General features: G+C 36.3%; 12 protein-coding genes and 1 pseudogene. 10 read left to right on the top strand and 3 right to left on the bottom strand.

Annotated elements, in window-relative coordinates; all coding sequences use genetic code 11:
* The 10 genes and pseudogenes from L1077_RS16965 to L1077_RS17010 all read left to right on the top strand — a co-directional run.
* Window positions 1–3,027 carry a type I restriction endonuclease subunit R gene (locus L1077_RS16965; protein WP_237138157.1) on the top strand — a complete coding sequence of 1,009 codons (3,027 nt, stop codon included), beginning with the start codon at window positions 1–3 and terminating at the stop codon, window positions 3,025–3,027.
* A gap of 60 nt (window positions 3,028–3,087) precedes the next feature.
* Window positions 3,088–4,233, top strand: a complete 1,146-nt coding sequence (locus tag L1077_RS16970) for a hypothetical protein (protein ID WP_237138158.1) — start codon at window positions 3,088–3,090, stop codon at window positions 4,231–4,233.
* Complete coding sequence (locus L1077_RS16975) at window positions 4,230–4,760, top strand: hypothetical protein (RefSeq protein WP_237138159.1); 531 nt, start codon at window positions 4,230–4,232, stop codon at window positions 4,758–4,760. The genes L1077_RS16970 and L1077_RS16975 overlap by 4 nt, the downstream gene beginning before the upstream one ends.
* Window positions 4,761–4,775: 15 nt before the next feature.
* Window positions 4,776–5,237 carry a hypothetical protein gene (locus L1077_RS16980; RefSeq protein WP_237138160.1) on the top strand — a complete coding sequence of 154 codons (462 nt, stop codon included), beginning with the start codon at window positions 4,776–4,778 and terminating at the stop codon, window positions 5,235–5,237.
* 2 nt (window positions 5,238–5,239) lie between these two features.
* Entirely contained in the window at window positions 5,240–8,665 is a 3,426-nt protein-coding gene (locus L1077_RS16985) for a DEAD/DEAH box helicase (RefSeq protein WP_237138161.1), read from the top strand.
* Between the two features lie 38 nt (window positions 8,666–8,703).
* Window positions 8,704–8,967, top strand: a complete 264-nt coding sequence (locus tag L1077_RS16990) for a HEPN domain-containing protein (RefSeq protein WP_237138162.1) — start codon at window positions 8,704–8,706, stop codon at window positions 8,965–8,967.
* A gap of 45 nt (window positions 8,968–9,012) precedes the next feature.
* Window positions 9,013–9,354 carry a hypothetical protein gene (locus tag L1077_RS16995; RefSeq protein WP_237138163.1) on the top strand — a complete coding sequence of 114 codons (342 nt, stop codon included), beginning with the start codon at window positions 9,013–9,015 and terminating at the stop codon, window positions 9,352–9,354.
* Window positions 9,355–9,639: 285 nt separating this feature from the next.
* The gene (locus tag L1077_RS17000) at window positions 9,640–10,002 is read left to right on the top strand and encodes a hypothetical protein (RefSeq protein ID WP_237138164.1); all 363 of its coding nucleotides are present in this window, start codon (window positions 9,640–9,642) and stop codon (window positions 10,000–10,002) included.
* A gap of 222 nt (window positions 10,003–10,224) precedes the next feature.
* Entirely contained in the window at window positions 10,225–10,863 is a 639-nt protein-coding gene (locus L1077_RS17005) for a hypothetical protein (RefSeq protein ID WP_237138165.1), read from the top strand.
* Window positions 10,864–11,101: 238 nt separating this feature from the next.
* Window positions 11,102–11,428: pseudogene (locus L1077_RS17010) on the top strand (AI-2E family transporter); the annotation flags it as partial.
* On the opposite strand, the gene L1077_RS17015 reads toward L1077_RS17010, so the two are convergent.
* Genes L1077_RS17015 through L1077_RS17025 form a run of 3 tightly spaced genes read right to left on the bottom strand, consistent with a single transcriptional unit; the run spans window position 11,418 to window position 13,826 of the window.
* Complete coding sequence (locus L1077_RS17015) at window positions 11,418–11,831, bottom strand: hypothetical protein (RefSeq protein WP_237138166.1); 414 nt, start codon at window positions 11,829–11,831, stop codon at window positions 11,418–11,420. The pseudogene L1077_RS17010 and the gene L1077_RS17015 overlap by 11 nt on opposite strands.
* The gene (locus tag L1077_RS17020) at window positions 11,815–13,158 is read right to left on the bottom strand and encodes an ATP-binding protein (protein WP_237138167.1); all 1,344 of its coding nucleotides are present in this window, start codon (window positions 13,156–13,158) and stop codon (window positions 11,815–11,817) included. The genes L1077_RS17015 and L1077_RS17020 overlap by 17 nt, the downstream gene beginning before the upstream one ends.
* On the bottom strand, window positions 13,152–13,826 hold the full coding sequence (locus L1077_RS17025) for a response regulator transcription factor (RefSeq protein ID WP_211036520.1): 675 nt from the start codon (window positions 13,824–13,826) through the stop codon (window positions 13,152–13,154). The genes L1077_RS17020 and L1077_RS17025 overlap by 7 nt, the downstream gene beginning before the upstream one ends.
* Window positions 13,827–13,828 lie beyond the last annotated feature (2 nt).

A 13,828-nucleotide genomic window follows, 5' to 3' on the forward strand; every position in this document is an offset into this window, starting at 1 on the left:
ATGGTTAGCCAAACAAACGAACAAGCTTTAGAAGCGGCAATTGAAAAGCACTTAACTGGTACGTGTTTAGAAGATGTAAAAGCAGGAGTGCAGGAAGCTGCACCTGGCTATAACAATGCTATGTATCAGCTAGGATATCCTTATGATTTCGATATGCATTATGCTATTGATACAAAGTTCTTTTGGTTGTTTCTACAAAACACCCAAGAGAAAGAGTTAGAAAAACTTAAGAAAAATAGCCCCAATGATTGGGAGCGTAAAGTACTTGAGCGTTTTGATAGACTGATCAAAAAGCATGGCATTTTGCATTTGCTTAAAAAAGGCTTGAGTGTTGAAGATGCGCATTTAAATCTGATGTATCCAGCGCCTCTAGCTAGCAGTAGTGACTCCGTTAAACAAAACTTTAATGCCAATATATTCAGCTCAACTCGTCAATTAAGATATTCAAAAACCAATCCGTTACAAGAAATTGATATGGTGCTGTTTATTAATGGTATTCCGCTGATAACACTAGAGCTGAAAAATGCATGGACCGGCCAAAATGCTCGTTACCATGGTCAAAAACAGTACCGTAACGATAGAGATACCTCGCAGTCGTTATTGCAGTTTGGGCGCTGTTTAGTGCATATGGCGGTTGATACTGACGAAGTATATATGACCACCAAGTTAGCCGGGAAAAGTACCTTCTTTTTACCGTTTAACAAAGGTAATAATCATGGTCAGGGTAATCCACCCAATAAGGATGGACATAAGACAAGTTACTTATGGGAAGAAGTCTTTAGTAAAGCCAGCCTAGCCAATATCATCCAGCACTTTGTTCGTTTAGATGGTAGTAGCAAAGATGACTTGAAGAAACGAACCTTATTCTTTCCACGTTATCACCAGATGGATGTTGTTCGCCGCTTAATTGATCACGCTTCAACTAACGGTGTTGGTCACACTTATTTAATTCAGCACTCAGCGGGTTCAGGTAAGTCGAACTCTATCACTTGGGCGGCTTATCAGTTAATAGAAACGTATCCAGTTAGTCCTGATATTCAAGGTAGCAAAGGTATAGAACAACCGTTATTTGACTCAGTTATTGTAGTTACTGATAGGCGATTACTTGATAAACAACTTAGAGATAACATTAAAGAATTCTCTGAAGTTAAAAACATTGTTGCCCCTGCATTTAAATCATCAGAACTTAAATCAGCCTTGGAAAATGGTAAGAAAATTATCATTACCACTATTCAAAAGTTCCCATTCATTATTGATGGCATTAGTGATTTAAGTGATAAACGTTTTGCGGTGATTATTGATGAGGCACATAGCTCTCAGTCAGGCTCTGCCCACGACAATATGAACAGAGCGATGGGGAAAACTGAAGTAGAGGAAGCTGAAGATGCGCAAGATAAAGTACTGCAAGCGATGCGCTCACGCAAGATGCGAGGTAATGCTTCATATTTAGCCTTTACTGCAACGCCTAAAAACAGCACCTTAGAAAAGTTTGGTCAAAAACAAGAAGACGGTAGTTTTAAGCCATTTCATTTATATTCAATGAAACAAGCCATTGAAGAAGGCTTTATTCTTGATGTTATTGCCAATTACACCACCTATAAAAGTTATTACGAGATAGAAAAGTCAATTCAAGATAACCCTGAATTTGATACTAAAAAGGCGCAAAAACGCTTACGTGCTTACGTTGAAACCAGCCAACAGACCATAGACACCAAAGCTGAAATTATGCTTGAACACTTTATTCCACAAGTAGTGAACGCCAAAAAGCTACGTGGTAAAGGCAAAGGTATGGTTGTTACTCAGAATATTGTTACAGCTATTCGTTATTACAAAGCCTTAAAACGAGTGATAGAAGCTCAAGGTAGCCCATTTAAAATAGCGATAGCATTTTCTGGCACCAAAGAAGTGGACGGCATTGAATATACTGAAGCGGAAATGAATGGCTTTGCTGAAAGTGAAACCAAGGATAAGTTCGATACCGATGAGTATCGCTTGTTGGTTGTTGCTAATAAATACCTAACGGGCTTTGATCAGCCAAAGCTCTGCTCTATGTACGTAGATAAAAAGTTAGCGAGCGTGCTTTGTGTACAAACATTATCACGCTTAAATCGCTCTGCACCCAAGCTTGGTAAAAAGACAGAGGACTTATTTGTACTCGATTTCTTTAATAGTGTTGATGAAATAAAAACGGCATTTGACCCATTTTACACTTCAACGACTTTATCTGAAGCAACCGATGTAAATGTATTACATGAGCTAAAAGACGCTATGGATGATATTGGCGTTTATGAATGGTACGAAGTTGAAGATTTTGTTAAACGCTATTTTGATAATGAAGATGCTCAAACTTTAAGCCCAATAATTGATACTGCGGCTAATCGATTTAATTTTGAGTTAGATCTAGAAGATGACGATAAAGTCGATTTTAAGATCAAAGCTAAACAATTTGTGAAGATTTACGGACAAATGGCTTCAATCATGCCTTATGAAATTGTTGTTTGGGAAAAGTTATTTTGGTTCCTTAAGTTCTTAATTCCAAAGTTAATCGTTAAAGATCCTGATTCAGAAAAGCTTGATGCATTATTAGATTCCGTTGATTTAAGCTCTTACGGCTTACAGCGTGTAAAACTTAATTATGGCATAGGCTTAGATGATGATGAAACGGAATTAGAACCTCAAAACCCAAACCCTCGTGGTGCTCACGGCGGGGATGATGAAAAAGATCCACTAGACGAAATCATTAAAAACTTTAACGAAAGATGGTTTCAAGGTTGGAGTGCAACACCTGAAGAGCAGAAAGTTAAATTTATAAACATTGCTGAAAGTGTGAAAAATCACCCTGATTTTGAAGCTAAATACCAAAATAATCCTGATCCACATAACCGAGAATTAGCGTTTGAAAAAATGCTTAAAGAAGTGATGCTAGCAAGACGTAAAGATGAGCTAGAGCTGTATAAGTTATTTGCTGGAGATAGTGCATTTAAAGCATCTTGGACACAGAGCATGCAGCGCAGTGTTGGGTTGTAATTTATAAGGAAATTAGTATGAAGTTTACTGTAATAAGCTTTTTTAGATCAGGAGATATCTGTGTTTCATAATGTTTTAGTGGGAACTCTTGCAGGACTTAATCAAGAGATTAAACAAGATTCTGAAAAAGTTAAGACTGAGTGCCAAACTGATGCAGTCATAAAAGTTGATGACGACTCATTCGGCCCTGATGTTGTTAATGTCATGCTTCCTCTCAAACTATATGAGGTAACGATTAAACATAGGGTGCTTGCTGAGCTTGGTGAATTATCCCATTATGTTTTAAGCGTTATGGCAAAGCATGACTTAACAATACAGGACATTGAAGAAGTTACAGGGTTATCTGAAATTCAAATTAGACCTGTAGTTGATAGAATGAAGGCACTGAAGTTTATAAGTGATTCTGAAAGTGATTTATCAGAAAGAGGAAAAAGAGCGGCCTATATTTTAGAAAATATACACAATAAACAAATTCCTTTATATATCGATCAAAATTACGCTTCCCGTAATAATGACTGGTTTATTGCTGTAGAAAGTAAAAACTCTTTAAAGGAGATCTCAAAAAGTTGCTTTATTGTTCCTTTACCAAGAAACGTTCGTTTTAATCCAATTGAAGATTGCTTTAAACAGAGTCAGCGATTTCAGAATAATTACTTTGAAATACTCCCTAATATATTACCTGAATTTAATCAAATTATTGATGATTCTAACGCCATCTGGGAACAAGAATGGGATGTTAGCTTTAGATCTCAAGCATGTGATAAAAGTATGGGAATACCAATAGATTTAGAACTGAAAAACTTCGCTGAAGCCGAAGAAAAAAGCAATGAAGAAACTTTGCGTTTGTACACAGAACTATTGAGATTAAAAGTTAAATTTTCATTACCAGAAGGTGTTGACTTTGGAGAGTTTGAAAATGTTAAACCGAAGAGCTTCATTTATTCTGATAATGACCAAAGAATTTACGATTATATGGACTTTGAAGTCGAAGCTGATGAAGACAAGCGCCTTTATAGCGAAGGACTTTTTGATGAAAAAGAGAGCGCATTAAACCTTTTAGCTCATTCCATTCCTTTTATTGATGAAGATGCTCAACTTTATTCAAGAGAAAACTGTTTTGATAAAGGCTGGCAACTTCATGAATATTCGTATGAAGAAGTTATTGCTTTGATCACCAAACCTGAAATCATAAGGATAAAAGCATGAGGACTGTTGAAAAGCATCCATCTCTTGCGGAACATTTATTTAGTGATAATAGAGTTCGCAAATATGGAATGATGATATTACAGCATGGGGTTAAAGGCGCAGCAAAAAAAGTTAACCCGGCTGCATTATATGTTGATGCAGCTTTATCTGTTATTGAAGCGGTAAATAGTTATTTAAAATACGCCAAAGAGTGTGAAAAGACTAAACAAATACTAGCTGAAAATAGAAGAATTAAATCAGAATTAGATGGGCAACTAAAAATTTTAAAACTGAAACAGGATACTATTTTAAAAGAAGGTGAAGCACGTATAGAAGAATTGAATCAGCAGATTCAATTAAATGAACAGCAAAGATCCAATATGCTTATCGAAGTAAAAAAACATATCCAAATTGCTAAAGTCATGCAAAAAAAACTCAAAGAAGAACGCGAAAGTGGCATTAACTTCAAGCAACTACAAGAAGCTCAACAAGCATTAGATCATTTATTAAGAGCATCTCTAATGTTTATAACAAATAATATTGAATAAGTAAGGAAGCATATAATGAGAAAACCTCAACCAGTTAAAGGCCAATATATACCTAGAAATAAAACAAATTCCCCTCAAAGAAGTACTAATAAGTCACCCAAAGTTGATGTTGGAGAAATGCTTGGTAAGCTTAATGGAGATCAATTAGCACAGTTAGGAGGTGGTGTTATTGAGCTAGCTAATAATGGTGTAGATTTAGCTAAGGAGTATTTACGAACAGGGCAAGTTTTAGCTCAAGCTCAAGCAGATATACGAAAGAGTGAGGCAGAAGTAAAAAAGGTCTCTATACAAGAAGAAACTAAGCAAAAGGAAATAATGCAAAGAGGAAAGGATAATGAGCTAAGTTACTACTCTGACACCAATAAAGAAGCTAATTCTCATGAGCAAATAATGAAAATTCTAGATCATGTTGGAAGTGGTAAAATTTCTACCGAACAACTTTCAGAGCTTATTTTTGCCGTTAAGTCAGGTTCTTAATTATGTTGCATTTAGCTGTGGGGCTTGGCGTTGTCGTTTTAGGAAGCGCTTTAGCTTACTATTACAATGAAAAAACAAATGATGAATTAGCTAGGCAAGATAGAGCTTATAAAGAACGTGATGATATTTATGCACGTTATGATGCTGAACACGCTACTCAAGATGAAAATTATAGAGAAAAAAGGAAAGCACAAGCTGAGGATTATAAAAGGTTATTACTCAAAGAAATAGAAAAGCACTTTGAAAAAGTAACCCCTATAACTAAAGCATACCAAGAGTTGTATGATGCAATTATTATTGAAATAAATTCAGATACAACAAGTCCTTATAGAAAATCAGCACTTCAAAAAGAATTCTCACGAATTGAAGATGCTCAAATTAGAATTTCAGAATATGCAAAGTATTTAGAGTTTGAAAGGACAAAAGTCAACCAGTTGTGGGATCAAGCTAGTTATGATTGGTTATTAGATAGACCAATTTCAGACGCATTATTGCCTTTGGAGTGGTTATATCCAGGGAAGTTGTTAGTGGTTGAGCTAGATGACATGGATAAGCCTTTAGATAATAGTCGTCATATTTTAAAATTTTTAGGGTTTGATGGAGTAATAGAGCAGCAAAAAGCCCTAGCCTTAAACTATGGTACTGAATTTCCAATATTAATAGTCAAGAATAATCGTAATCAATTTTTTGGTTGTGTAGCTCGTGGAATTATTTTTCATGATCACATTCGATTGTCTGAGCCTCTAAGCATGACTGTAGATCATTTTCGTGGTGGTTCTAAGGAGTATTTATGTACATTTAATGAAGGCTTAGTAAGGGCGTGTTTACCACAGCAATCACTTCTTCAACCTGGACTGCGTTGTGTACCAGGACAAAAGGTAGAAGTATATTTTGAAAGTTATGATGCTATTTTACATTCAAATCCTCTTGGTCTTTTACAAAAAAACAAAAAGAAACCACTCCCTTCTATTACTGAAAAGTCACCATCAACTATGGGATATGATGATTTTGAGTTGTTTATTGAAGCAGATATTGAAGTATTAAATAAAATACCATCGGATAGTTCTTTTTATAGTGAATTTACCCAATGGTCATTGTTAGATTTTAATATTGATAAAGGGCTGATAACGTTAGGCAAAGGGGAAGTTGAGATACAGTGTGAACTTTCCGAAAATAATGATGGTCTAGTTATTAGTAAAACTTTTGTACACCAGCTACCCCAAGTTGGTATGGATCTACCTTTTGAGTTTATTTTACTGTCACCAGACCTTTCAGCCAGTGAACTTTTTGGATGGCCTTACGGGGTCGAACAGCTTTTTTCATTTGCAAGCCAAGCATTTATTAATTCAACAACAGCAAAAGAAAGAGTTAAGCAAGTTGAGTTTTTCAGGCGCTGGGAAAAAGTTGTTGAATATCAAAAACAACAGGAAAGCATTCGAAGTGTTGAGTTTGAAATAGTTCCACATCGTATTAATTCCGCATTTTATTTACTGGCCATTAATAGTACTTCTATTAAAGACTCATGCTTGAATGACAAATCTATATACCAGTTCATGAGGGAAATAGAAACCTCTGGTTTTTTACAGTTTAACCGCAGTTGTCGGTTATTAGTTTGGGATGCGGAGCATGGTAAATACTTACCCGCTGTCGAATATTCAAGGTCATATAAAGTTGATTACCGACTTGATAATGGCAATATTGAAATTGAAGCACCTCTTAATAATTTCAAAAAGCTAGACTTTACACAATCGCAAAAATTTCAATTAGTTGTTCAATTACCTAATGCCCCTCTTCAAAGACAGCAGATGGCTTTAGATGCACTTTTTGAAGATAGACTTGTTGAGCCTCATTTAAAAGAGATTTTCCTAGCTCCATCTTCTTACAATATCGAACAACATCCTAGTTGGCTTGAAAATGACATAATATGGAATGGAAGGCTTACTGACAGCCAAAAGCATGCTATTAAAGTAGCACTTGCAGCTAAACATATAGCCATGATTCAGGGGCCACCGGGAACGGGTAAGACAACTACAATTGTAGAAATGCTGTATCAATTATTACAAAAGAACCCTAATCAAAAGATTTTAGTTGTATCACAACAAAATACCGCAGTAGATAATGCTATTACAAAATTTAAAAAAGTTTATCCACACCTTGTAAACTCAAGCGTGAATATAGTTCGGGTAGGTAACCCCGATAAAATCGATGATGATATGGCAGAAAACCATTTCGATTTGATTTTTCAATCTTTCATTGAAAAATGCTTGTCTGATACAACAAGTAGATCTGCTACCTATGCTGTTAATGAAGCTATGGATGATAATGAAGTAAATGTTAAAAAGGGAAAGCGTGATGCCATTCATGAATGGAGAGCTTTGCTGATGCACATGAAAGATACGGCTCAGAATAGTAAGGTTTCTGATGAGTTTTTTACTACTATGCTGGCAGATAAAAACTTAATAGGTGCAACTTGTGTAGGTTTAGCGGCAAGAAATGCTGGCATTGATCACGTTACCTTTGATGTGGCAATAGTAGATGAGGCAGGTCGAGCTACAGTACCAGAGCTTTTAATTCCTTTGCTTAGATCTCGTAAGACAATACTTATCGGTGATCATCATCAACTTCCTCCTAGCATTGCTCCTGTTTTACGTGAAGACTCAGCAAAAGATGAAATGAAATTCCTTGAAGAAACTTTTTTAGAAACAAGCTTTTTTGAGACGTTATTTGAACAATTACCAAATAAATGCACCACTTCTTTAGCTGAGCAGTTTAGGATGTCTGAACCTATCGGTGATCTTGTTGCTGAACTTTTTTATACAAAAGAAGGTGTAAGAAAACTCTATAACGGTAATAAAGACCCTCTTGATACAACTGGTTTTGTATCAAAAAAATGTCTTGTTTGGGTCGATGTATGGGGTAAACAGTTTAAGCAACATGGAGCAACGAGCCTTGAAAATGAACTAGAAGCTGAGGCCATTTGTTCTTATCTCAATAAACTATCTAAATCTATCACCCGTAAAATAGATGTTGCCGTTATCACCCCTTATGGTGCCCAAAAACGATTAATAAGAAAATTATTAAAGTCTAGTGGTGGTTCTCAGCAAATTAAGCTAGGAAGCTTAACTATTAAAGTTGATACAGTGGACAGTTTCCAAGGGAGTGAAGCTGAGCTAGTTTGTTATTCTACTGTGAGAACGCATGGGTCATTACAGTTTTTACTTGATAAGAAGAGGCTGAATGTTGCCTGCTCAAGAGCTAAAGAAAATTTGATGTTCTTTGGTAATATACGAGCACTCGAAAGTTGGCAGCCCAAATCTGGTGAGGTTAATCTTTTTAAGGAAATAATAAAAAGATCACATAAAGAGAAATATACCCCTGAATTCATCAAAGTAAAAAGAAGTAAAAAAATAGCAAAACTCAAAGCTTAATAGCAAAATAAAAGCTCAGCGTTAAAATAAGGAAATTTATGAATTATCAGAGATTAAAAAATAAACAAAGAGAAGTTAGAGATGGCTTCTCGGAAAATCTAGCCTTAAGAGTACACCGTGCTCTTAGTTGGTTAAATAAATCTGAGCAATGCAATGATGATCAAGACAGCCAATTTATTTTCTTGTGGATTGCGTTTAATGCAGCATATGCTCAAGATACAGAAGTACTAAGGCATACAGAATCAGAGGCGTTCTCCAAATTTATTTCTAAATTAATTGAATTGGATAATAAAGGTGACTAATCAAACCTTATTTGGTCCCAGTTTTCATCAACTATAAGAGTATTATTGGATAATAAGTATGTATATCAGCCATTTTGGGATTGTCAGAATGGTAAGATTACTGAGTCTGAATGGAAAGAGCGCTTCAGTAAAGCGAAATCAGCAGCTAGTCATGCACTTAGCAATAAAAGCACTGATGTTGTTATTTGTATAGTTTTGCAAAGATTATATACATTGAGAAATCAGATAATTCATGGCGGTGCTACTTGGAATAGCTCAGCAAACAGAGAACAGATTAGGGATGGTGTAGCTTTTTTAAGTGAATTACTACCTATTATTGTCAATGTTATGATGGACAGCCCTGACACTCTATGGGGTGATGCGAATTACCCTTTAATCTCTGAATAATTTGCACATTCATTTAGCTTTTAATAGTGTAAAAATTTCTAGCTAATTACACCGTTGAATCTATAAATGCTTGAATATATTTTAAAAAGTACAATTAAATCAATGGTTTTTATTATCTTGTTATTTTAGATAACATGTAAAGGTGTAATACTGGTAACTGTAATAAATGGCTGTAATGGCAGCCAGTGACCACAAAAACAAAGCGAAAGCCCATTTAAAAAATTAGCTAATACTTCTTAGGTAACGAATATGCTGTGGATGCTTCGGTACTTATGGAGACTTTTAGTGCCTGAAGAAAAATCACAATATGAAAAAATACTTAAACGACAAGCTCGCCGTTTAGCTAATCTTACTGAATGTAAATTGAATCAGGCGCAAAGGACTATCGCGATAGACTTTTATGGATACAAATCTTTAAAGGACTTAAAACTAAGTCTAGAGAATGGATTGGCAACCCCGGACACAACTAAGCTTCTTGAATTTGATAAGAGCTCTGAATGCTTGATAAGTCTTCAACGTAGCTGGGAAAGAATTAATACTGCGTTTGATGAAGTTGATTACCTTACAAGCTTTGATCGCTTTGAAGTTATTGCCTGTATTCTTAATGTGCAGCCTGAAGAGTTTAAAAGCCTAATTAATTCAGAGTAACTTTTGCAATTTGTATTTGATTAAAAATTACTATATTTATTTACAAGTAAAATGTCGTGATGAAAAATGTATCTTTTTACCCAGCTAATTGTTTAATATAGCGTAGAGGCTTACGGGAAGCCAGCGCCTACTTTAAAAAGCGGCAAAGTCGATGCACCCGAACAATTTGTAATATTAAAAATGAATAAGCGTTTAGTAGGCCTTATTTGTTTAAGGATTATTATGAATTGTGCCTATTGCAATAGCCCAGTATTGTCTGGTTTAGCGTTAAAAAAATATCAAAAGTCATTTCCTGAAGTTTTTTATGGCGAATCTCTCCCTATAAACAGTTTAGTTTTTTCTTGTTATAACCAAAGTAAATATAAGCTATCACATACACTATTTAAGTTGTATCAAGTCTTTCGTGGTGAGTCTATTGCTGATATTGCTAGTGAAGTTGGTGCTTGTCCTGGAAGTGTCATTTTCAGTATATCCCAAGGGGCTGCTAACCCTAAGGGCTACTTCGACTATGTTCGCTCCGATAACTCTTTACTAAATGTTCCTCTTAACAAATTAGATAAGCCATTTTTTGAATCAGAGCTAAGTTATTATAGGGCGACTGTTAATGCTATTTATGAAGAGTTAGATGAATATGATGTTCAATTAACTCAAGCAGATATCTTAAGCACATGTAAGTTGAATAAGGCCGAATACTATCGATTAATGGTAGATTTTCTCTGTATTGATTTGGATAGCTTTAATCTCAAACTTGATGACCATATTGGTCATGATTTATATCAGAGGTTTATGTCTAAACCTGAAAGAAGAGAATATGAAGTTATGATGCGAGAATTTGGTTTCCCAATAGTTAATGAACTTTGACTTTATTTGCTATGTACTTTGAAGAAAATGAAAAATATTATCTTTTATTTTTCATTTTTATTTTGATTTATACCTAGTAATTTTCTGAAAGTTATATTTCTATTTTTATGAAAAATTGAATTTAGCCACAGTATTTTATGAATTTTATGAAAAAACTGAATTTTGAAGGGATTGGCTCTCTAGCTCGCATGAAGTATGACTATTCAATAACTTTTCTTATTACACATCTTGATAGTGAATAGGCTCTATTATTGCGGCTGTACCTCCGGTTTTACTAGCGCTCGTAACACATGGGCCGGTTGTGAGTGGTTTAGTGGCAGCGGGATATTTGTCTATCAATACTATTATGGGAAATATGATTGAGCCTAAATATATGGGTAAAGGGGTTGGTCTATCTACACTTGTGGTATTTGTGTCTTTGATATTTTGGGGCTGGTTACTAGGTACCGTAGGTATGCTGTTATCTGTACCACTGACGATGGTTGTGAAAATAGGTCTTGAGAATAGCGAAGACGGCCGCTGGTTAGCGACCATGCTAGGTAGTTATGAAGAGTCTAAAAATTAGCTTGTAGTTCTTTGATATGCAGCTGTAAAAAGGATATTTTACAGCGCTTAAAGACTTTTGCTGCGCGAGTTGAGTTAGGCAACTCTTTAAGATAACGCCATTTGCAAGCGTCATCCATATAACGGCTTTGGTTTGTGATACTACGCTGAATAATTGGCATGAGTTGGGTGTTACCGGTATTTTTTTCTAACTCTTCAGTATCCATCACCAATTTGTTTACCCAAGTTTGACGGCTTCTTTCTAACAACTCAATATTGCCATCGAGGCACATTAAATATTTTTTTGCTTTTTGAGGGTGGTCAGACTCAAGGTGACTACAATCCTTTAACACCTCAGTACGAGCAAACGCGTCGATACTTAGAAATACAGTGAACAACAGAAAAATATTAATGGTTTTGATCATAGTTAAACTCAATTGTAAATTTGGCACCGCCAAGCTCACTGTAGTCAATAATGATTTGGCCGTGATAAGAGGCAACTAAATCCGACACTATTGCCATGCCCACACCGTGTCCAGCTTCATAGGTATCAAGTCTAGAGCCGCGCTGTAAAAGTTCTTCTCGTTTATTCTCAGGAATGCCTGGGCCATCATCACTAATTATGAATGTAATTCCTTTCGTGGTATCCGCTTTAACAGTGATATCAACTTTATGCACACATGCTTTACAAGCATTATCGATGATATTACCTAAAATTTCCATCAAATCGGTTTTATCACCGAGAAAAGCGGCGTCATGCTCACAGGTTGCAGAGAAGTCTATCCCTTTATCTAAGTAGACTTTACCCATGGCGTTGAGGATCGAGTCTAGAACCGGTTTGACTTTGGTTTGTTTTTTCCATGTGTCCGACGCCCCAGTAGCTGCACGTTTTAGCTGATGTTCGATCATCGCATTAATGCGATCTAATTGCTCTTGCGCTTCTGAGTCTGCTGCAAGTGGGCTCGATTTAAGCACTGCTAATGGCGTTTTAAGTGCGTGTGCCAGATCGCTCAAAGATGCTCGGTAACGCTCTTTTTGTCGTCTTTGTGAATCAAGTAGTAAATTAAGGTCAGCTTTGATTGTTGTCAGTTCGACAGGGTATAGACCATTTATCTTGTCCCGTTCACCTGATTCCACTTCTTTGATTTCTTTATCTAGTCGCTGCAAAGGGCGGGCATTCCAAACAAAACCAAATGCCATGAGTGCGGCGATAACAACCCCCATTATCAACATCCAATTGACGAGGGTGTTTCTAAACTCAGACATTAATGCGAGTAGGGCTGAGTTCTTTTTTAATAAAATAAATTTGGCTTGTTGGGATTGATCTGCATTACCCAATATAACGGTTAAACTGAGCTGCCAAAAGTCTTCCCCACTGTAACGTACTTTTTTGAATTCTGATGCCCCCGCTTGTGTTTGAGAAACATCAGGGGTGACAGTGAGGCTTACAGCGGACTCTGAGTACCATACGAGGGTATTTTCTTGGTATACCAATGCGTAGGTATCTGAATTAAGTCGGTTTAATTCAGGAGCCAGTATCGTTCTAGGCATAGAAATGCCATCTGATACAAATTCGACTTCAGATATTAAAGAGTAGAGATGAGCCTCAAGTGTTTTTTCTGTCGCATCAACTAAGGTTGCATGATAGGCGCGACCGATAGAGAAAAAGAGTGCTGGAAGCGCAATGATTAGAACAAAGACAAGGATAAATCCTTGCCTTATTTTGAGAGAGATCTGGGCGCTGCTTACCACTGAGTTTTAAACCTATAACCTCTACCTCGTAAGGTTTCCACTGGGTTCAATTTGCCATCAGGGTCAAGCTTTTTACGCAAACGTAGAACAAATACTTCGATAACGTTTGAATCTAGGTCAAAATCTTGGTCGTAAATATGCTCGGTCAACTCTGATTTAGAAATGACTTTGTGAGGATTTACCATCAAATACTCAAGCACTTTATACTCATATGCGGTCAAAGTTAGTTCTCGTTCATTGACGAAAACTTGCTGAGAGCGCGTATGCAGAGTGATTGGGCCAATGCTAATCTCAGGGTTTGCCTGTCCGGCACTGCGTCGTATTAATGCATTACAGCGTGCAATAAGTTCTTCAACATGAAATGGCTTAGTTAAGTAATCGTCAGCACCTGCATCCAACCCCTCAACTTTTTCTTGCCAGCGATCTCGGGCAGTCAAAATCAAAATAGGTATTTTGATCCCCTCAGCACGCGCACGTCTTATTAACTCGATACCATCTAGTTTAGGTAAACCTAAATCGACAACGGCTAAGTCAAGCGGGTACTCAGTCAGGTGAAATAGACCATTTTCGCCATCATGGCACAGATCAACACTGTACTTTTCTTTCTCTAATACGTTTCTTAGGTTTTCGGCCAGTTGAACGTCGTCTTCAATTACTAAAATTCGCATTG

The organism is Pseudoalteromonas luteoviolacea (assembly GCF_021654285.1).
Taxonomy (GTDB): domain Bacteria; phylum Pseudomonadota; class Gammaproteobacteria; order Enterobacterales; family Alteromonadaceae; genus Pseudoalteromonas; species Pseudoalteromonas luteoviolacea_J.

Bases quoted from the DNA above. Each gene is read 5' to 3' on its own strand.
- L1077_RS16965 (WP_237138157.1), top strand. From the start codon at position 1: ATGGTTAGCCAAACAAACGAACAAGCTTTAGAAGCGGCAATTGAAAAG.
- L1077_RS16975 (WP_237138159.1), top strand. From the start codon at position 4,230: ATGAGGACTGTTGAAAAGCATCCATCTCTTGCGGAACATTTATTTAGT.
- L1077_RS16980 (WP_237138160.1), top strand. From the start codon at position 4,776: ATGAGAAAACCTCAACCAGTTAAAGGCCAATATATACCTAGAAATAAA.
- L1077_RS16985 (WP_237138161.1), top strand. From the start codon at position 5,240: ATGTTGCATTTAGCTGTGGGGCTTGGCGTTGTCGTTTTAGGAAGCGCT.
- L1077_RS16990 (WP_237138162.1), top strand. From the start codon at position 8,704: ATGAATTATCAGAGATTAAAAAATAAACAAAGAGAAGTTAGAGATGGC.
- L1077_RS17005 (WP_237138165.1), top strand. From the start codon at position 10,225: ATGAATTGTGCCTATTGCAATAGCCCAGTATTGTCTGGTTTAGCGTTA.
- L1077_RS17015 (WP_237138166.1), bottom strand. From the start codon at position 11,831: ATGATCAAAACCATTAATATTTTTCTGTTGTTCACTGTATTTCTAAGT.
- L1077_RS17025 (WP_211036520.1), bottom strand. From the start codon at position 13,826: ATGCGAATTTTAGTAATTGAAGACGACGTTCAACTGGCCGAAAACCTA.